Source organism: Paenalcaligenes niemegkensis (assembly GCF_022230885.1).
GTDB lineage: Bacteria > Pseudomonadota > Gammaproteobacteria > Burkholderiales > Burkholderiaceae_B > Paenalcaligenes > Paenalcaligenes niemegkensis.
Genome location: NZ_JAKGCT010000004.1, coordinates 1,707,794 through 1,726,118 on the forward strand (window position 1 = coordinate 1,707,794; position 18,325 = coordinate 1,726,118).

The following is an 18,325-nucleotide window of genomic DNA, read 5'->3' on the forward strand; positions in this document are numbered from 1 at the left end:
ATCCACATACAAATTCAGAGCTCTCGTTCGGTAAACGAACCGTCAGCCTGATGCTTGGCGACGCGGTTACCGGTATAGCTTTCGCGGTCACGTTGGACCTGAATGAACATGCTCTCGGGCACGAGAATCTGAAAATGACGCAGAACTCCACGGTAGTAGTCCAGGCCATGGTTGAACGGGTCGCTTTCGTGCAGATTGCTATACAAGAAGTCGTCGCTCTCGACCTTCATGGTGTTATCGATCAACTCAGCTGGCTTCTCGACGACCAAGAAGAAGTAATCCATTGGCCGGTCCCAGCCGAGTAGGACGGTGATGGGAAATCCCTTGTGAAATGTGTCGAAGTAGTGCCGACTCATGATGAAGCTCCTCGATTGAAATGGCCGGGAGCCTCCCCATCGGGATCGCCCCGGCGGGTAGTTAAAAAGCCGTGTGAGCGGCGATGAAGTGAAGTGCCAGCTCTTAGTATTAGTGGTCCGTATCGCAACCGGCCGGGCAATAACCCAACTCGATCCCATGCGTGCAATAGCCGTGTTCAGCATTCCAGTCCTGGGTTTCCTGCCTCTGGGCAGGTGTTGCGTAGTCCCATTCCTGTGCTATTTGCAGAGCCCGCACGCGGTGGGACTCGGGCAATTGAGGAACTTGTGTATCGATCGCCGAACTGAGGCGTTCAACGTAGTATTCATGAGACAGTCCGCAACCCTTCATGGCGTCTGTAGCGATCGCCTTGCAGATAGTCCGCCACGCTGGCTCATCCAGCGCAGAGCGGGTATCCCCGATGGGTTGTGAAGGGGTATCGCAAGCGATTGTTGACATGATGGAAACCTCCAGAAAAAAACCGGAGCCCTCGCCCACGCGGAGGAAAGAACCCTGGCGGGTGAAGAACTCACACCGCGGCTGCGGCGCCTATGATTACGCAGGTTGCAGTTCTGCCTCGCGGCTCCACTCCTGCGCCTTGAAGTCCAGCGCATAGCCCAGCGCACCCAGCCGTGCAATCTGTGCACGTAGCGTGCGCCGGTCAATGGTCGAATCCAATTTGATGGAATCCTCCAGCGGCCACAACAGACCGAACAGGGCCGCATCGTCGCTGTCAGGACCACCCGCAGCAGCAATAGCCGCCGATGGCGTGTCCACGCCAAACGGCGTGGTATCGATCAATGGGTCTGCCGATGCCTGTACGGCAGCGTCTACCGCTTTAGACGTAGAGGCTGGTGATGCTGTCAATGGCGTGCCCAGCTCCTCGTCGAGCGGATCAACTTCCTGTGCGGCGAAGCCCGTGGCATCGTCGCGGCTCAGTTTGTCCAGCCCTGAAAGCGTCATTCCGTCCAGGTTGGCGCGGATCTCAAAACGCATCCCGCCACCTGTTGGGTAGGCCCTCGGGTAGATGTATCTGATGACGAACTCCCCATCGTATTTACCTTCGGGGTACTGTTCCAGTTCCGCGTCTTTGACCTCAAACACACCAAGGTGTGTAGTGAGGCGACCGACCGTAAATGGGCCGTTGCGGCCCCGGATCGTGCGTAGCGTGAGCTGGCCTGAAACGATGATGGGCGATGTGGATGAGTGTGCTGCCGTGGGAGCCATGAGGCACCTCCTGAGTGATGAATGTGCAAATGCCCACAACCACACGGGGCGGTTGCGGGCCATAGGGGAAGAATGAACAAATCCCTGGGGTGGGGCCGAGTGAGTCAGGTCAGAACGACGTTGCCATTGCTGGCTCGTCGGTCTGAGGCGGCTGCTCCCTATCGAATTGAGCGAGTTCAGAGGGTGTTGAGTCGTCGCTGCCACGTGCAGGGCCGGTGTCCTCTGCCGCCGAAGCGTCGTCGGATACGGGCACCTGGTCCGCAGCCGGATAAACCTGCTGACCATCGACCTTGATCAGGCTGATGTGAATCAGGTTGGACTTCAAGGACAAGGCGACTTCGCCTGCGCGATCGCCCTTGGTACGAAGGTACGGATCGGTCTTCATGTCGTTAAGACGGAAGGCAACCAGTACTTTGCGTTCGGCCTGAACAGCCTCTACGCAGCGACGCACCAGGTGCTGGGCATCGGCGTTGGTGACGATGGTATCGATGTACCGGTATTCGGGTTCATCGACCGGCCCAGCCAAGGCGCCAATGGAGCATGAAAGGAATGGGTCGCCATTCTTGGGGAGACGTCCTTGGGCCTGTTGAGATAACCGATACCACGGGTGATCAGTTCATGCTGTTCGATTTGAGCCAGTTCGGCACGATCAATCAGCTCGACTTTGAGCAGTCGGCCTTTAAGGCTTCCGGCAGGCTCCCCTTGCGTTCGCCGCTGGGACGAATATAGGGGTCGCCCCAGAGGTCGCCGATCCGAAAGCGGATCAGGGGCCGCTGTTTCGGATCATCGACACCGACGTAACGCTGCACCAGTGTCTTGGCATCAGCGCCAGAGACTTTGAGGTCGAAATAGCGCAGCGTCGAGTCCTTGGCAGGACCGACCAGCGCGGCGACGGTACATGCAAGGAAAGACTCGGCACGACGCCCGCCTCGCACCGGTACCATCCGGACGCGCTGTAGATAACCAATACCAGAGGTATGCAGATCAAAGTAGGACTTCGTATTGGAAGAAGCTTGGTTCATGGTGAATCTCCATTGGATAAGAAGCGGAAGACACACCATGCCCAAAGCGGCAGGTGCGTAACCCCGCGATGGGTTGAGAAAGGCAGTTGCATCACCGCCAGAAAAAACGGGCAGTCGTTCGCGCAAGGATGCGGTGCGAACTGGTGTGGCCACGCGACAGGTGTCGCGCCGCAACCTTAAAGGCCAATGGTTGCTTGGCATGTCGCTGACAACGTCAGCAATCATGGGTCAAGGGTTGCACCATGCCTGCTGATACGCCACCAACAATGGGTGATCGCACCGGACCGTATAAGCCACAACAAATGGAATCACCAAAAACAAGCCCCCGATGGTCGGTCGGGGGCTGAGATGGGACTAGGTTAGTTAGGTAGAGGAAAGCGCTTTCTTGCTGCGGGCTGGATTTTGCAAGGTATGAACACGAATGCGGCGCCAGGTACCGTCATCAATCAGATCGACCAAGGTCTCCCCCAGCATGTCGAAATAAACGTCGTCTCGGCGCTCGACCTGCTCATCGTCGCGATGCAGCGCCACCGCATACGCATCGTCGGCACGCAGATAGATCACGCTGACACGCCCCGAGAACTTCGCGGTTTCGACCGTGAAGCTTACTGTGGGCGGTGTCCGGATGATGTCTGCAGGCGTGGGATCAACGAGTTCGAAGTCACGCGCCTGAGCGTCCACCAGCATATGAGCGATGCGCCGATGCCCGTCAGGGGCAGGCATTTCCTCTAGTTGCTCGATAAGTTGTTGCAATTCCAGACACTGCGGCGGCGCAACAGGAAGTTTGGCCGGCGCTGCGCCGAGAATCATGCGCTTTACCGTGTAGGGAGTACCGTCTGCGGTTTGTTCGATGATCTCTTCAGGCGTATCGGCACGTTGACCGTCGAAGCGACGGCGCGCATACGATATGACCTCGACCTTGGCACCCTCTACGGGAACTTCGGTGATGAGCGTGCGATCCAGAACGGCAAACTTCGTTCGTCCGATCTTGATGACGACGGCGTTCTCAGTGGTAGCGATGACTTTGCCCTCAAAGGGCGACGGGTCAATGCGAAAGCCCAGCATGTTCTCCTTCGGTGTCCCGTCGAAGATGTTGAACTGAAAGGATCGTGCGTTGCTTGGCACATGGCCGGCAACCAGGGAAGGCATTTTTTGACGAATGGTTTGATGATCCATGATGGACTCCGAGAAAACGGAACCCCTCCTCCCCATAGGGATGAAAGATCCCGTGGGGGTGGAATGGACGATGATCGTCCAGAGATGAGGTCAGCCAGCGAACGATGGATTCGCCGCAGTCTTGACGGCCTGGACTGCCTGGGATGCTGCCGGCTACGCCAGCGAACATGCTCCGAGGATGGCGCAGTGACGCCATACCGTCTGCCATGAAACAGATGTGGTGTTTATCCGTTTTCCAGCAATGCAAGAAAAAGAAGCCCCTGGGTAAGGGGCGATTGGGAAAACCTACATTTCATAGATTGGGAGACCGTCCAGTTCCGGCGCGTCAGCGTCAATAATTAGGATACGTACGTCGGCGCTGGCCGCCAAATGCAGCACCCGCATCAGATCTTCTGGCATGCCTTTGGACAGATGCTCCTGGCGCAGTTGCTCGGCGGTAATGCCGTCGAGATTCTGCAGATGCGCATCCGTCCACGGGGTGGCGATCAGCTTGACGCCTATGGCCGGGCTGTACGGCACCCGAAAAGCGATGAACATGAAGCCGGTCGGCGTGGCAATATCGGCCAAATCACGCAAGTAACGTCCCGACTCTTCTGTGATGTGGGCTGTGCTGATTTCCCAGGCGCGGCTGTAGACGCCGGTCTCGAATTTCAGGCGGCGCACCACCTCGCGGGCGGCTTCTTCAGAGTAGATGTCGCCCACCTGCACTGGCTGGCCATCGAAATCGTCTGCGACGATGGCGTAGACTACCGTGCGTACGATGCCTTCGGCCTGGCACGGTGCTTCCAGCTCTTCGGGCACTTCCTGGCCCTCGGTGATGAGCGCGAAATCCTGGCCAATCAGGCAAGGAAACAAGGCGACCTCATCATCGGGAAGATGCGCCTGACTGGCATGCAACGGCCGCCAAACTGGGGGCAGTCTTCCTCGTAGGTGATGAGCAACGTTCGGATAATGCGCAGGTTCTGATAGCCGCGCATGAAAGGGTTCTCGATCATGGACATGGGATTTCTCCAGCAGAGGATAGGCGAGGCCAATCCCCTGCCGGGAATTGAACCCCGGTAGGTGAAACATAAATAGCGACGGCTCAGGTCGCGTCGTGAATTAATCAATCGCGAAAGTCGGTGGTGTCGCCCTTCGCCTCGCTACACCACCCTACATGCGGTTACGCACGCGATGGTTGCGCAGTGCATGCTGCAAGGGGGTTAGGACGGGTGATCGCCCAAGGCATAGCGCTTCCATAAAGCGAATGCCTCGGCTGGCGGCAATTCAGCGAGGATGATGATGGGCAGAGACTGCCGTGTGCGCAGGGCTTTGAAATAAGCAGGTCGGTCTACGATTGTCTTGAGCTTGACGCCCTTCAAAAAGAGCAGCCTATCGTTCTTGATGAACAACACCTTGTTGCCGATGTCGCGGGTGAACGCAGTGCGCAGCTTGCGATCGGTATGCTGGGTCTCGGCCAGCTGGTCGACGAGAAAATCCAGCGTCATGTCGATGATGAGGGGAGCGTCGTCCTGACCGGTGATACCTCCTTCGAACCGGGCCGCTGGCAGACCTTTGGCAAATTGTCGGGCTTCAGTCAATTGCGCGGCCTTGCCTTCCAGGGCATGCAGGAAGGTCGAACCCCCACGCCCGTCGTTGCGTGCTTGGGCAATGGCGACACCGTCGAACAGCACGGTGGCGGTGAAGCACAGCGTCTCTTCGCTGGCGAACTGCGCCACTTTGAGGTTTTTCAATGCAATACGGTCTTGCTTAATGATGGTTTCCATGGAGATTCCTATGATGGGGTCGAGTGATGGCACGCCCCTGGTGAGAAGAGACACTTACTCAGTAGGTTGGAGAAAGAGGCATCAATGCCCGCGTGGGCAACGTTCGCCGGTGCGATGCGAGTGCGAACTGGCGGGTTGCGTGGGGAAGTCCCACGGCAGCCTGCAAACCCTGGCTGCTGGCGTTGCTGAAGTTTCAACAAGTCAGGACTAGAGCGTGACCTTACCGGGCCAGTAAGTCGCGCATCAATACGCGGCAGGCGTCTCCTCTTTATTTATTTAGGAGCTGGATCAGGCGCTGCCCCAACCACGTGACACACGGTACGGCCATGGAATTTCCGATCGCTTTGTAACGCGGGGCGTCGGCTGCGAGCTTGCCGCGATAAGGCACTTGGGTGTAGTCATCCGGCATGCCTTGCAACCGCTCACACTCGACCGGCATCAGCCGTCGCACCCGCCACTGAGACCAGTCGCTGAGACTTGGTTTTCTTCCTGTGTATTGGAAGCAGGCTTCATAGTCGGGGGTCAGTACGTGGCTTTTGTCACCGCCGCCAGTGCTGGCACGCAGCGCCGGTGCGAGGGGACCGCCCAATTCGGCGGCAATACCGTGTTCGCGACCGCGTAACGCCACGCTGAACACCACGGGCAATCCCTGTCCAGGTTTACCACCACCCGTAGAAAGCGCACCGGCGATCTGCCCGTGACCGGACTCCAGGCGTAACTCGCCGCGAGAGTTCTGTGCGAAAGCCAATGCCTTCGGCGCACCGGAGGTGATAATGGGCACGCCCCTGCCCGTGCCGTCCTCGCTGTTGCCCGTGGACGTACCCAACGTGTGGCTAATATTGCCAGCCACAGACTGCACCACGAAGGTTTCGACTTCAAAGTCGTTCTTGGCACCAGGTGCGGCGGTCAGGCAGGCGGCAACACCAATCGGCCCTGAGGTGTTGCCACCGCCAAAGCCAAACGTAACCTGGACCTTGCCATGCGCCGGGTTCAGTCCGGCATAGTCGCTTGGTGATGCAGTGCTTGCTCCAGCAGTGCAGGCAAGGTCTTGCCACGGCGCAAAGCCCTGCGAAGAATCCCCGTACAAGCCGTCGCGCTCAAATAGTACTTCGGCGGGATCGACGTCATCTCGACCACTTGCCACAAGAAACACGCGCTTGCGGCGTTGGGCGAGACCGAAATGTTGAGCGTCAAGCACACGCCAGGCGAGACGGCGTTGGGGGCCAGACACGTAACCTGCGTGCGTCCATTTCTCCCCTGGCGGTTCGAGCGCACGGCTTTCGCCGGCCAGTGCGCCCAACAGGCAGCCAAAGGCGTTGGAACGGTCGCTAAGGACGCCCGGGACGTTTTCCCAGATGATCGTGGCGGGTGGGCGTTGATTTTGTTGGCGGGTTTGGTCGATGACATTGGCAAGCTCCACATATTTGAGGGTTAAGGCGCCGCGTGGGTCGGACATCCCCTGGCGTGCACCGGCGATGCTGAACGATTGGCAAGGGGTACCGCCCACGAGAATGTCTGGCGCGACGACCTGACCGTCCCGTACCTGCGTGGCGATCTGTGTCATATCGCCCAGGTTGGGCACGTCGGGGTAGTGATGAGCGAGTACAGCGCGCGGGAACGGTTCAATCTCTGAAAACCACGCGGCTTGCAGACCTTGGGGTTGCCACGCGAGACTCACGGCTTCAATACCGCTGCAGACGCTGCCGTATTGCAATATTGTGTGGGTAGGCTGAGGGTGCATTGGGGTCTCTCCTGTTCGTAGGGGCCATAACCGACATCGGCCGGGCCGGAAGGTAGTGGTAAAGCAGGAGAAAGGTGCCGAAGACCCATAAGCCTTCGGCGCGGGAGGAAGTCACCACCCGTGGGCTGATCCAGGCTCACGGTTGTCGCTAGAACCGTCCGCTGTCACAGCAATCACACCCGGCCCATGTCGTGGTTGGGGCCGGCATTGTCTGGCGCACATCCGCGCACAAAGGGAGCCCGGTGTTTCACCGGCGGGCACCGGCACCGATTACCGTTAACCCTGAAAGGTCTCCTGGTGCCTCGCAGGGTGACGCGACGGCAAAGTACCAGGGGACCCATCGGTGCCGACGGGACGATCAACGATCAAGGGAAAGCGCATGGAAGCGTTTCAAGTAAAAGCACCCTTCTGGCCTCGGCAGCCGTCTTCGGCGTGGCGAGGCACGCACACGGTCATAGAAGGAGTGGCGCACTGGGAATCCCGCAAAGCTGCGGGGTTAATGCCATACAACCGGATCGGCCTGCATGGCACAGGGGGTATTGGGCATCTTAGGATGCCTTGGGTGCGCTGCGGCGCTTACGCGGCGCGCTGCGCTTGGCGTTGGTCGATTCAACCGGCAACGTGCCTTTGCAATCGGGATAGCGCGAACATGACCAGAAAGGGCCATTCTTGCCTGAGCGTTGGCGCATGGCCGACGTACACAGCGGGCACGGCGGGCCTTGGGGCACCTTGATTGATAAGGCGGTGCCCTGGTATTGGGCGATGATCTGCGCAATCCAGGCCGACTGCTTGTCGATGAAGACCTCATGGGTAAGCTGGCCCGCCTCGATCATATCCAGCGCTTGCTCCCAAACCGCCGTGGTGCCGGGATCGACAATCGCTGTAGGCACGGCATCAATGAGTCTGCCGGCCGCCTCCGATGCGCGGACTGCCCGGCCTTTCTTGAGCAGATAGCCACGTGTCAGCAGGCCGTTAATAATGTTGGCGCGAGTCGCCTCGGTGCCGATACCCACCGTGTCCTTCAGTTTCTGCTTCAGGCGTGGATCGGACACAAGCTTCGCGACACTTTTCATGGCCTTGACCAATTCACCTTGGGTGAAGGGCCGGGGAGGCAATGTCTTGAGCACTTTGAGATCGACACCGGTCACCTGGCAGGACAAACCTTGCTTCAGTGCGGGCAGCACTTGACTGCGCGTGGCGGTGTCATCGTCGGCATCCTCCGGTTGCTGCTCGGCCAGCACCAGCCGCCATCCAGGGATGACGATCTGTTTGCCTACGGCTTGAAGATGTTGGCCTGCGCATGAAAACCGCGCAATGGTGCGGTCAAACTCGTGATGGGGTAGAAACTGCGCCAGGTAGTGCGCACGGATCAGGCGATAAACAGACAGCTCCTTCTCGCTCATGGCCGAGAGGTTCGTGGGTTCCAGCGTGGGGATGATGCCATGGTGGGCCGTTACCTTGCTATCGTTCCAGGCACGCGAGCGCTGTGTGCGATCAAGCTGCCCCATGACAGGCTGCAGCGCAGGGTCGGTTTTGAGCAAACTGTCGAGCACGGCAGGCACATCGGTCAGCATGCTCTCGGGCAGGTAGCCCGAATCCGAGCGTGGATAGGTAGTGGCCTTATGTGTTTCGTATAGCGCCTGAGCGATATCCAGGGTTTCCTGCACATCCAAGCCCAATTGCTTGGAACAGATTTCCTGTAGTGTGCCCAGATCAAACGGCAGTGGCGGACCTTCGCGCATCCGTTCGGTTTCGACGGACACGACCTGGGCGGCACCGTTTGCACGTAATTGCTGCGCCGCCTGCTGAGCCACGGACTCCCGCAAACATCTGCCCGCCTCGTCGGTGCAGGCTTCGGGGCCAGCCACTGCGCGATGAAAGATTGCCCTGTAGCAGAGAGCTCCACATCGATGGCCCAGAACGGGATGGAAACAAACCGGAAAATTTCCCGGTCGCGATCGACAACCAGCTTTAACGTTGGCGTTTGCACCCGACCCACCGACAGCACACCATCGTAGCCAGCGTTCCGGCCCAACAGGGTGAAAAGTCGGCTCAGATTCATACCCACCAGCCAGTCGGCACGGGAGCGCGCCAAGGCCGAGTGATACATCGGCAATGTTTCGGGCGAGGACTTCAGCGCAGCCAATGCCTTGCGGATGGACGCATCGTTCAAGGCCGACAGCCAAAGGCGTTGGATCGGACCGCGATAGTCACACAGTTCAATAATCTCGCGGGCGATCATTTCGCCTTCGCGATCGGCGTCAGTCGCGATCACCAACTCGGTAGCTTGTGCCAGCAACTGCTTGACGACTTTGAATTGCGTGGCGGTCTTGGGTTTGACTTCGACACGCCAATGCTGGGGAATAATGGGCAACTGCTCAATCGACCAGCGTTTAAGCTGCTCGTCATAGGCTTCGGGCGGTGCCGCCTCGACCAAATGGCCAATGCACCAGGTCACGATGACGCCTGGGCCTTTGAGGCAACCGTTGTCGCGCTGCGTGGCACCGAGCACTTTGCCAATATCTTTGCCCTGGGAGGGCTTCTCGCACAAAAATAGCCTCATGCTGTTCCATCCGGATCTCGTTGATACTGCCAATGGAGACAGCATGGACGCAGCGTCAGATTCGGGCAGTAAACAAGTTGGACATGGTGCAAGCGCTTTAACGGCGCGCTCACCGACGCGCGAAAGGATCAGGCCGAATCGGGAGGGTCTGGAACAGTTGCGTCCAGATTGGGAGGCCGCGTGGAACACAGTGGACGTCAGTGGAGCTATCCCCTGGGGATAATTGCATCGCATGACGTTAAAAAAGGAGCAGCAACCTCGACATGCCGCTGCTCCACACAACGGAAGTTATTCGTCCTCAGAAGCCGATTCAGTACTGGCTGGCTTGGCGCTGACTTTGATCGCCTCCAGCCGAAACGGCAAAATGCCCACGCGCCGCGCTTCGATTTTGAAAGTCACGCGCTCGTTTTCCTGGGCGTCCTCCCATTCGTCCCGAACAGTACGCCCCTCCACCAACACACGCATGCCCTTCTGGTACAGGCTGGCCCAGCTCTCGGCATCGCGATGCCACAGCTCGACAGGAGCCCAGAAACCACCGCGGTCCTCAAAGGTGCCATCCTTCTTTGGCACCGGATTGTCAAAATAAACGTTAAGGCGCAGCAGGCGACTAGGTTCGTCGTTGCCGTTGGGAAACTCACGATACTCCGGGGCTGAACCGATGTTGCCTTCACCGAAAAAATGCGTACTCATAGATCAATCTCCTGATGCTTGGGGTGCCTGCTCTGGCGCAGGCGGTTGGGATTACCGCTGATCGCGGTCTGTCTCAGACATAGATCGCAACCGGCGCACATAAACGTCTTCGGCCTGAGCCAACTTGCTGGCGCATTCCCGAGCCTGGCGCCCAAGCGTGTGCAAAAGACTGATCTGCATATTCAGCACAATGCGCTGCTGCTCAATGGCGTGCAGGTCATCGAGCATCGTGACCGGCGTGGTGGCGCTGGCCATCAGCGCCTGCCACAATGCCACGCCCATGACCGAACGGTCATGCTTGCGCCAGCGCAAAAGGTCGTGCCTGCGCCAGTGTTTTGTTGGGCCAGTTCCACATCCAGCAGGTGAAAGGGGTAGCCGCTCGTCTGTGGCAGAACCCGCCGCTGCGCCAGGCCTATCATGTCGTCGCGTAGTGCAAAGCACTGGTTGGCCCAATCCTCCAAAGCCCCCTTACCTTTAAAAGGTTTTAAAAGGCCTTTTAGATAGGCCGCGTGTTCCAGCCGCAGGAAGTCCGTCTGTTGCAACGCCTGGAAGTGGCGGCGTGCGCTGTCGTGGTGATCGCTCATGCCGATTCGTCCTCGTCGGTGGCAACAGGCTCAAACGTGTCGGGCGAAGCATCGGACGCGACAGACGGCGTATCGCTCGCATCGGGCTCGACATGGCTACTCAGCGGCTGGCCCCGGCGCACGATCGGTGGCGCAAAGCGTGAGCGCCTCGTACCTTCCAGCACATCCTCGGGCAATTCGCCGAACTTCTCGATGGCGGCTCGCGCGGCGGCATTCTTCGCGGCGAAATCGTCGCGCTGCGTACCCGAGTAGCGGTATTGCTGCGCCAGACTGAACAGGCTTCGCAGTGCGTGCGCACCCTCATTGAGCCAGCGCTCCAGTGTGCGGCGATCGATCAGTGCTGTGTGATGCGCCAGGATAAGTTTGCGCGCGATCTCATCGTAATCGGCCAGTAGATAGACGGCGGCAAACCCCAATTGGGCGTTAACGAAGAGCGGCAGCTTAACGGGCTGTACGTTCAGGTTCTCGCCAATGCTCAGCGCCGATGGCACGTTGGTCAGGGCCTGATCGACCTGCTCGCCCAGGGTTTGAAGCGTGGTCTTGGTTTGCTCGAGCTTGTCTTCAATGCGCAGCATCCACCAGTCGGAATACGGATCGTCTTGCTCCGCGCCACGTTTGAGCTTGTTCATAATCGACACAAAACCGTTTAGGCCGACGATCGCCGGCTTACCTTCGGCAGGTGCACGCCCGTGCCAGATGCGTGAGGCGTGGTGCGTGTGCAGCGTGAGCGACATGGCGCTGCGCAGAGACCCGAGGTTCAACTGCAAGGACTCGGAGGAATTTCGTTCGTTGGACATAGTGACGACTCGTCGTGAATGGGTAAGGCACCATCATCGGCATGAGCCAGAAGGCAGTCAGTCAAGAAATGGATACGCGCTTATCCCAGTTTCGCCGTAGTCGCACTGGCCAGCGAATTATCCCCAGGGGATAGCTCCAAGAACGTCCATGGTGTTCCGATCCTCAACACGCGATGGCTTTTCACATGGAACGCAGGCCATGGCTGCTCCCCCACCCTACTGGCCGGAATCAGTCCTTGCCCACCAATTCGCGCAATCGATTGAGATGTTCCATAGCGACTTCGGGCGGCACCACTTCGTGCGGCGTTGATTCAGTTGTAGGTGCTGTAGTGGGTGCCGGGCCTTTCGACTTTCCTGCCCAAGGCTTGAAGTCCCCACTGATCGCGCGTTGAATGATGCCAAACAGATAGCCGGCAGGATTACGCACCACCTGGTTATGGCAACGCGCCGCCCACTCGTCGAGCACCGCCTGGCGTAGGGACTCATCCACCTGGCGTAGCGCGACCAAGGTGCCCGCCTGCTGCCCTTGCTTTAATTGCCCAAAACGTTGGGGCAAGCGTAAGTTCTGTGCCCCGCGAACGGGCTCAGCCGTACGTACTTCTTTAATACTTACCTCACGTACTGTACGGCCCCGCTTCGGATTCGGAAGAGTGCCGTTTGACGCGGGTTTCACCCCTGGTTCGGATTCCGAAGACGGAGCTTCGACATTCCGAAGTAAGCCCGAGCCGCCTTCTTCGGATTCGTGGCGATCCCCTCCTGTGGATAACTCTTGGCTGGAGCGTCCTGCTGCAGGCGTTGCGCGAGCACGTACAAACGTGAGGGTAAAGTGCGTCCCTGCAACAAGGGGTCATCGGCAATTTCCTGCAACGTGTTCAGGCCGACGATCTGAACGGCCTTGGCCGAGTGGCTCAGAGACTGACTGACCAGCTCCAAATAGTCCGGATCAAGCTGCATGGCTTCAAACGGCGTCAACGGTTCGTCGTGCAGCACATAGAGATTGCCCAGAATACGACCCGTTTTGGGGTCGCGCCGACGGCGCACCAGACTGAGCCAGCGCGTCAGACGCAACAAGGTCAGTGCGCGCGCCACGGTCTCATGCGAGGCCTGAGCCCCGCACGGCATCGAGGCGAGCCAGGGTCGCAATTGCTCATAGGTGGGAAACGCCGTGACGCCGTCATCATTGAGCAGCATCCGGAAGACTTGCCAGGCGTTGCGCTCCAGCGGTGTCAATCGTCTATCGAGAAAAAGCCGGCGCGGAACGCTCTCGTGCCGGTTACCGCTATAGAGAAACCCGTCACTCGTCGGGTTCTGTTCCTGCTCGGATGAAAGATCCGTCAGCGCACCGTCCAACAGGTTGGAAAGCAAGACGGGGCCATCGTGCCGACTCGCGTCATGGGCCGCCACGATCTAACCCAACCCTTGGTCAACCCAGCCCTTGATTGCTGACCAGACCACGGATAGTGGCAGCGCCATGTCTTCGGCCAAGTCCATGGCGGCCTCCAACATGGCGGCGTCATCATCACGCGCAATGCTTCTGGCTTCCGCCAGCGCCCTCCACTGCTTCCAGAGCGCCGTATCCTGCTCTTCATCCAGCACGGGGTGGCGCCCCTTGCGTTTGGGTAGTCCCAAGATGTCGCGCCGCAGCGCGACCTCCTGATGCGTCAAACCGTAGAAGCGACCGACCATTTCTGTGCTGGCACCAAGCCGGAGCATGCGATCCACGAAAGCGATCTCTTTTTCCGCGTCCTTGGCCTGTTGCAGCAACCGCTTGACCACCTCGCGATTGATCGACACAGAGCACCACGACACGGAAGCATTCAGGAGCACGCTAATCAGTTCGGGACGCTTGAGCGCGTTAAGCTCTTCCTCACCGAACCCCATCGCCTTACAGCGGCGCAGCTGTCCGTTGCGCAGATCGTACAGCGCCTGGGCAATAACGGCCTGATTCAAAGGGTGTGGTGTGGACATGAAGATCCTCCTCTCTCACGCACCGCGATGGGGTCTATCGAGGTCAAGCTCCACCAGGCGTCTTGCCAGGCGCAGCAAGCGAAATAACTTGACCAAGGCGGTATCGCTCAAACCGGGCGCCTGCTGGCCATTACCGTGTAGCAGCACCGGCAAGTCAGCAGCCAGGCGCTCACCGCCAGGCTCTGGCACAGCGATAGGCTGGCCGCTCAAGGCTCTCAACAAACTCATGACAGCACGTGCGGCTGCCGGCAGGCTTTCCTGCCATTCGGTGCAACGGAACCCGATACCATCGGAGCTCGCCTGCACACAGTCAGCCACGCCCGCCTCGTCGGCGATTTCCCGCGCAAACTGTTCAATGTGGGTTCGCAGCCGATCGGGTGCGTCCAACCCCGGGTCGATGTACCAGACATCCGAGATCGGATACAACCCTCCGGCTTGCACAGGTATGGATTGCAGCACGTTCGCCGAGAATTCGGGCGGTATCGCATCCCCCAACTGGTCGGCCACCATGCGCTGAATAGACTGCAGCCGTTCGGTCGTGGGGGCTGTCGAGATGATATGTTCTCGCAGACGCTCGGAGTCATCGATACCATCGGTGTTAGCGTCGTTAGCACCCGCGATGGCTTCGCGAGGCGGCGAATCCACCGCAGATGGGCTGACAGGCGGCGCGCTGAGTGGCGCAGAGGCTGTGGGCGGTGTTTCAACCGTCGAGGAAGGCGCTGCCGTGGGTACGGATAACGTCGTAAGCGAACCTCCGGGTGTTGGCTCGCTCGCCAAGGCGCGCTGACGACTGTTTGAGTCATTCAGGTCCAGGCTCAAAACGTCATAGTCCACACCCAGCAGGTCAGACATTTGTCCAATCAGTTCATCCTGCACGCGTTGCCAGGAAAACTCCTCCACCTGCGTATCGAATTGGATCAGCACTTCCTGACAGAAACTCTCAAAATCCAGTGATACCCTTTTGCCTTGCGCATGGAGCTCCCAGATACGCTCACAGGACTTGCGCATAACGGCAAGCCGCTCGATCTGGTGACGACCCAGTCCAGCATAAAGCACGGTCGGGATAGCCGGCAGCAGATAGCGCACCGCATCGGACATGCGGCTGATGTGGGATTGCTGCACAGGATAACCGTCAGCGGCAAGGCGACGCGCAAGTTCGGATTGGTTCAGCGCTGCGTCACTTTCCTGTTCGTAGAACTCGCGCGCTTTTTCCACACCGAGCGCGCGCTCGATAAACGTCAGGCCACCGCGCAACTCGTTTTCGGCTAGGTGTCCCGTCAAGGCGATGATCTCGCCTCGCTCTGGCCAAGGCCGAAACAGGCAAGAAATGCGGAAAAAGCGTTCGTCCTTGGTTTCTGACCACAGTTCACGCAGAATGGCTAGCCGCGTGTTGCCACCATTGCGGATGATGTAGTGCTCTGCGCCTGGTCGCCGGGTAATAGCGGGGGATGCGTCCAGTCCACGTTCTCGAATAGACGCCTTGATTTCATCGTACGCGGAATTGCGCTTCATGCGCGGATCGTGATCATAGGGACGCAACTGATCCAAGGTGACGACCATGGGGGTATCGGCGATCGGGTCGCTCAATGCAGAGGCAGAGGGGCTGCTGCGCTCAAAGCCCACGGCCAGCAACTTGGTTGCCATATCCTGGGAGGTTATGTCAGCCATGGCCTGTCCCCCGATGAAGGTTTTCAAGGATTGGGCGGCCTTGCCGGTCTGCGCGCCGAATCTGGGCCTGCGCATTGAGACTGGCTCGATGGTCGCTTGCCGTCGTGCTGGTGTAGATGGGCGAGTATCCCGCCTTAGTGAACTTGAGATGGCCGCCTGATGTTCGCTTCACGTGCCAGCCTTCAGCAATGGCAAAATCAATCAGAGCGCGCAGCCGCTTATGGCCACGTGCCAACTCATGCGTGTTGGCCATGGCGTGCGCTCCCTGGTTGATGCGGGTGCTGCGGGCGGCCCGAGACGCGGGCCAAAGGCTCTTTCCACAACGGAAAAAGTTCAATGGCAAGCGATCGCATGGTTTCGAGTGCGGCGGGTGCCACGCGACCTGTCGGCTGTCGGTATTCGATGCGATGCACGGGCAGGCCCCGTGTCGCGGCGCGGGGATAGGCTTCGATGGCAGGCACGTCCGTGTCCAGCACACGAAGGCCAACTTGTCCCTGGAATAAATCGCGAAGCGCCTGCTGGATCAGCCGGGCGTTTGACGACACAGGATGTACCCGGTTGATGAGCAGCTGCAAAGGCGGCGGCTCGATGCCCAGGTGCCGATACGGCGCGATATCCTCAATCAACTGCATGGTCCCGCGCCGTAATTCGCGTGCAGCCAGAATTTCGGGGGTAACCGGCGACAGCGCCACGTCGGAAGCGAGCACTGCCATCTCCAGCATTACACTGCGCGCGCCCTGCGTATCGATGAGCACCAGGTCATAGAGCGGCGCCAGTACCGGTAATAGGTGGCGCAGCCGTAGGCGTCCATCGGCCGCATGCAGCAGTAGTGTGTTCAGTTCGCCCCGGTCATCGTTGGACACCACCAAGTCCAGGCCTGCAATGACGGTGCGAGACACCAACTGCTCGATACGCTGCTCGTTGAAGGCGAGCAGCTCGTAGGTGCCACCGGCTGCACGATGTGCCAGCTCGTAATAAGACGACAGCGTGGGCTGGATGTCAAAATCAAGCAGCAGCACGCGCAAGCCCGCATCAGCGACGAACCCGCCCAGGTTGGCGGCGGTGGTTGTCTTTCCCACGCCGCCTTTGGTAGAAATGATGGATACAACCTGCATGGCGCTCTCCGTGTGGGTGTGAAAATGTGAGGGAGAGCGGTTACGCCCGGTTATCGAGGCGTTCAGTGATCCACTGGTCTATCTCAACTGAATCCCAGCCGACCGCGCGCACCCCGAGGCGCAAGGCCTTCGGAAACTGGCCTTTCTTCATCAGGTTGTAGATATGGGCGCGCTTAAAGCCCGTTTTGGCTTCAACTTCTTCGCGCCGTAAAATGCGGCGTTCGCCCGGGGGCAAGGCTGGTGTCTGCGACATAGGGTCACTCCTTAACGCTTGGTAGCGCTTGTTGGCGTAACCTCTATTCAATCGAAACGGGTGTGGAAGTACATTGCAAATGCAGTTTCGGAGACTGCAGATACAAGCTGGCAGCGCTCAGCTGTTTGCGCTACGCAGCCTGCGTTTTGCGCTGGCAAACTTGCCGTTCAAGGTTCGTTCCGTGATGCCCATGACACTCTGGTAATGCGCCACCAGGGCGCTCACGACGGCTTCCTGAGTCCTGAAACTGGAGTAGGCCTTGCCCGCGGGTGACGTCCCCAGCATCAGCGTCAGCATTCCACCGATGATGTTCAGGTACGTTGTTTCAGCCCTGTCGGAAATGTTACCTTGACTACAGGCTGAGATCACCACCGATTGCTTAAGAAAGCTTTCATGCTGTTCCCGAAGCGCGTGCATCTGGCGGCGGCATTGCTCAAGCTCGGCTTTCATGGCCTGTCGCTCGATCAGCATGGCCTGGCCCGCCTCCAACGTGATGAAGGGATGCGCAATGCGCTCGCTGCGACTGAAAAGAAACCTAGGGCGATGCTCTGGGTAATGAGTGCGCATCCAACGCTTCAAATCGATATGACGAATAGTCAGCTCGGTCGAATCAAACAACGATTCATCATTTAACGTGACGCCGTTATGTCCATAAGGCAATTCCAGGTGGATGACGGCATCGTAGATACGATCCATACATAATAGAAGGTCGTCCCACCGGGGATAGTCGAGAGTTCGCGGTAAATTTCTTGGCGACGAGATGGCAGACAGAATTTCCTGCTCGTATCGCAATAGACCAGCCCAGCGAATGGCTGCTTCGATGGGACGATAGAAAACCATGGATGTTGAGGGATTCTCATGCATGTCTCCGTCTCCTTGTGGGAGTGCTACATCACCGACTCTTCTGCTGTACGAGCGCCTTTGTAAAAGCCTTGAGAACTGACATCAGGTCCGCCGATCGCCGGTAGCGATCACGCGCTTGATGTGCGAAAATTCAATGGTTCTGATCGGCCACCTCACAAGCTCCAGCGTTAACCCGTTACTCGTACATACCGGCAAGCGTCATGGTTTTTACCTGCCCCTACAAGTCTCAATAGGTCTTAGGCGTTCTACCGACGGTCTAAGCAGACGGCATCATTGGCACATATTTTTCGCCATGCCAAGGAACACTAGGGGAAGCGCCGGTCGCCTAAGACCCATCCGGAATCCTGAGAGACCAATATTGCAACTAGGATTCTGTTCCGGCGATCTGAATACTCCTAGTTAGCCGCGTCGTACTTCAAGTAGCAGGTTGTAGGCGGCGGACCGGATATCGGTCGAATTGAATAACAATCAGTGAAAGAAGCGCGCACGCGGATGTCTAGGGTGCTGACGTACGAACCGCGTCAGTTCGGCTTAGAT

The 18,325-nt window shown here is 58.6% G+C and carries 17 protein-coding genes and 4 pseudogenes; 1 reads left to right on the forward strand and 20 read right to left on the reverse strand.

Annotated elements, in window-relative coordinates:
* Nucleotides 1-14 precede the first annotated feature (14 nt).
* The 10 genes and pseudogenes from L1889_RS12280 to L1889_RS12320 form a co-directional block, all read right to left on the reverse strand.
* Nucleotides 15-356, reverse strand: coding sequence for a hypothetical protein (locus L1889_RS12280; RefSeq protein ID WP_238665359.1), 342 nt, complete (start codon nt 354-356; stop codon nt 15-17).
* Nucleotides 357-465: 109 nt separating this feature from the next.
* Nucleotides 466-813, reverse strand: coding sequence for a hypothetical protein (locus L1889_RS12285; protein ID WP_238665360.1), 348 nt, complete (start codon nt 811-813; stop codon nt 466-468).
* A 96-nt stretch (nt 814-909) separates the two neighbouring features.
* On the reverse strand, nt 910-1,581 hold the full coding sequence (locus tag L1889_RS12290; RefSeq protein WP_238665931.1) for a DUF3275 family protein: 672 nt from the start codon (nt 1,579-1,581) through the stop codon (nt 910-912).
* Between the two features lie 109 nt (nt 1,582-1,690).
* On the reverse strand, nt 1,691-2,107 hold the full coding sequence (locus L1889_RS19380) for a DUF3577 domain-containing protein (protein WP_444329666.1): 417 nt from the start codon (nt 2,105-2,107) through the stop codon (nt 1,691-1,693).
* A 127-nt stretch (nt 2,108-2,234) separates the two neighbouring features.
* A complete protein-coding gene (locus tag L1889_RS19385) occupies nt 2,235-2,603 on the reverse strand; it encodes a DUF3577 domain-containing protein (protein WP_444329667.1) in 369 nt (122 codons plus the stop codon).
* Nucleotides 2,604-2,966: 363 nt separating this feature from the next.
* The gene (locus L1889_RS12300) at nt 2,967-3,779 is read right to left on the reverse strand and encodes a GTPase (RefSeq protein WP_238665361.1); all 813 of its coding nucleotides are present in this window, start codon (nt 3,777-3,779) and stop codon (nt 2,967-2,969) included.
* Nucleotides 3,780-4,064: 285 nt separating this feature from the next.
* A pseudogene (locus L1889_RS12305) lies at nt 4,065-4,780 on the reverse strand (DUF5983 family protein).
* Nucleotides 4,781-4,981: 201 nt separating this feature from the next.
* The gene (locus L1889_RS12310) at nt 4,982-5,545 is read right to left on the reverse strand and encodes a hypothetical protein (protein WP_238665362.1); all 564 of its coding nucleotides are present in this window, start codon (nt 5,543-5,545) and stop codon (nt 4,982-4,984) included.
* A 268-nt stretch (nt 5,546-5,813) separates the two neighbouring features.
* Nucleotides 5,814-7,286: a DNA cytosine methyltransferase gene (locus L1889_RS12315; RefSeq protein ID WP_238665363.1), complete on the reverse strand. Its 1,473-nt coding sequence runs from the start codon at nt 7,284-7,286 to the stop codon at nt 5,814-5,816.
* Between the two features lie 548 nt (nt 7,287-7,834).
* A pseudogene (locus L1889_RS12320) lies at nt 7,835-9,849 on the reverse strand (DNA topoisomerase III).
* A gap of 43 nt (nt 9,850-9,892) precedes the next feature.
* Here L1889_RS12320 and L1889_RS12325 point away from each other — a divergent pair.
* The gene (locus tag L1889_RS12325; RefSeq protein WP_238665364.1) at nt 9,893-10,072 is read left to right on the forward strand and encodes a hypothetical protein; all 180 of its coding nucleotides are present in this window, start codon (nt 9,893-9,895) and stop codon (nt 10,070-10,072) included.
* A 65-nt stretch (nt 10,073-10,137) separates the two neighbouring features.
* On the opposite strand, the gene L1889_RS12330 is transcribed toward L1889_RS12325, so the two are convergent.
* From L1889_RS12330 to L1889_RS12375, 10 genes and pseudogenes are all read right to left on the reverse strand, one after another.
* Nucleotides 10,138-10,539, reverse strand: a complete 402-nt coding sequence (locus L1889_RS12330; protein ID WP_238665365.1) for a single-stranded DNA-binding protein — start codon at nt 10,537-10,539, stop codon at nt 10,138-10,140.
* A 51-nt stretch (nt 10,540-10,590) separates the two neighbouring features.
* Nucleotides 10,591-11,123 (reverse strand): annotated as a pseudogene (locus L1889_RS12335) (DUF3158 family protein).
* Nucleotides 11,120-11,920 (reverse strand): PFL_4669 family integrating conjugative element protein, encoded by an 801-nt coding sequence (locus tag L1889_RS12340; RefSeq protein WP_238665366.1) that lies wholly within the window; start codon nt 11,918-11,920, stop codon nt 11,120-11,122. The pseudogene L1889_RS12335 and the gene L1889_RS12340 overlap by 4 nt, the downstream one beginning before the upstream one ends.
* 229 nt (nt 11,921-12,149) lie before the next feature.
* A pseudogene (locus tag L1889_RS12345) lies at nt 12,150-13,324 on the reverse strand (STY4528 family pathogenicity island replication protein).
* Nucleotides 13,325-13,327: 3 nt separating this feature from the next.
* Complete coding sequence (locus L1889_RS12350; protein ID WP_238665367.1) at nt 13,328-13,888, reverse strand: DUF2857 domain-containing protein; 561 nt, start codon at nt 13,886-13,888, stop codon at nt 13,328-13,330.
* Between the two features lie 15 nt (nt 13,889-13,903).
* Nucleotides 13,904-15,556, reverse strand: a complete 1,653-nt coding sequence (locus tag L1889_RS12355) for a ParB family protein (protein ID WP_238665368.1) — start codon at nt 15,554-15,556, stop codon at nt 13,904-13,906.
* Entirely contained in the window at nt 15,549-15,809 is a 261-nt protein-coding gene (locus L1889_RS12360) for a hypothetical protein (RefSeq protein WP_238665369.1), read from the reverse strand. The genes L1889_RS12355 and L1889_RS12360 overlap by 8 nt, the downstream gene beginning before the upstream one ends.
* Nucleotides 15,793-16,671, reverse strand: a complete 879-nt coding sequence (locus L1889_RS12365; protein WP_238665370.1) for a ParA family protein — start codon at nt 16,669-16,671, stop codon at nt 15,793-15,795. The genes L1889_RS12360 and L1889_RS12365 overlap by 17 nt, the downstream gene beginning before the upstream one ends.
* Before the next feature lie 40 nt (nt 16,672-16,711).
* A complete protein-coding gene (locus L1889_RS12370) occupies nt 16,712-16,924 on the reverse strand; it encodes an AlpA family transcriptional regulator (protein WP_102071001.1) in 213 nt (70 codons plus the stop codon).
* A 117-nt stretch (nt 16,925-17,041) separates the two neighbouring features.
* The gene (locus L1889_RS12375) at nt 17,042-17,788 is read right to left on the reverse strand and encodes a hypothetical protein (RefSeq protein WP_238665371.1); all 747 of its coding nucleotides are present in this window, start codon (nt 17,786-17,788) and stop codon (nt 17,042-17,044) included.
* Nucleotides 17,789-18,325: the final 537 nt, after the last annotated feature.

Coding starts and splice junctions, on each gene's coding strand:
- L1889_RS12290 (WP_238665931.1), bottom strand. CDS start 1,581: ATGGCTCCCACGGCAGCACACTCATCCACATCGCCCATCATCGTTTCA.
- L1889_RS12315 (WP_238665363.1), bottom strand. CDS start 7,286: ATGCACCCTCAGCCTACCCACACAATATTGCAATACGGCAGCGTCTGC.
- L1889_RS12365 (WP_238665370.1), bottom strand. CDS start 16,671: ATGCAGGTTGTATCCATCATTTCTACCAAAGGCGGCGTGGGAAAGACA.
- L1889_RS12340 (WP_238665366.1), bottom strand. CDS start 11,920: ATGTCCAACGAACGAAATTCCTCCGAGTCCTTGCAGTTGAACCTCGGG.
- L1889_RS12355 (WP_238665368.1), bottom strand. CDS start 15,556: ATGGCTGACATAACCTCCCAGGATATGGCAACCAAGTTGCTGGCCGTG.
- L1889_RS12325 (WP_238665364.1), top strand. CDS start 9,893: ATGGACGCAGCGTCAGATTCGGGCAGTAAACAAGTTGGACATGGTGCA.
- L1889_RS12280 (WP_238665359.1), bottom strand. CDS start 356: ATGAGTCGGCACTACTTCGACACATTTCACAAGGGATTTCCCATCACC.
- L1889_RS12285 (WP_238665360.1), bottom strand. CDS start 813: ATGTCAACAATCGCTTGCGATACCCCTTCACAACCCATCGGGGATACC.
- L1889_RS12360 (WP_238665369.1), bottom strand. CDS start 15,809: ATGGCCAACACGCATGAGTTGGCACGTGGCCATAAGCGGCTGCGCGCT.
- L1889_RS12375 (WP_238665371.1), bottom strand. CDS start 17,788: ATGCATGAGAATCCCTCAACATCCATGGTTTTCTATCGTCCCATCGAA.
- L1889_RS12310 (WP_238665362.1), bottom strand. CDS start 5,545: ATGGAAACCATCATTAAGCAAGACCGTATTGCATTGAAAAACCTCAAA.
- L1889_RS12330 (WP_238665365.1), bottom strand. CDS start 10,539: ATGAGTACGCATTTTTTCGGTGAAGGCAACATCGGTTCAGCCCCGGAG.
- L1889_RS12350 (WP_238665367.1), bottom strand. CDS start 13,888: ATGTCCACACCACACCCTTTGAATCAGGCCGTTATTGCCCAGGCGCTG.
- L1889_RS12300 (WP_238665361.1), bottom strand. CDS start 3,779: ATGGATCATCAAACCATTCGTCAAAAAATGCCTTCCCTGGTTGCCGGC.
- L1889_RS12370 (WP_102071001.1), bottom strand. CDS start 16,924: ATGTCGCAGACACCAGCCTTGCCCCCGGGCGAACGCCGCATTTTACGG.
- L1889_RS19385 (WP_444329667.1), bottom strand. CDS start 2,603: ATGAACCAAGCTTCTTCCAATACGAAGTCCTACTTTGATCTGCATACC.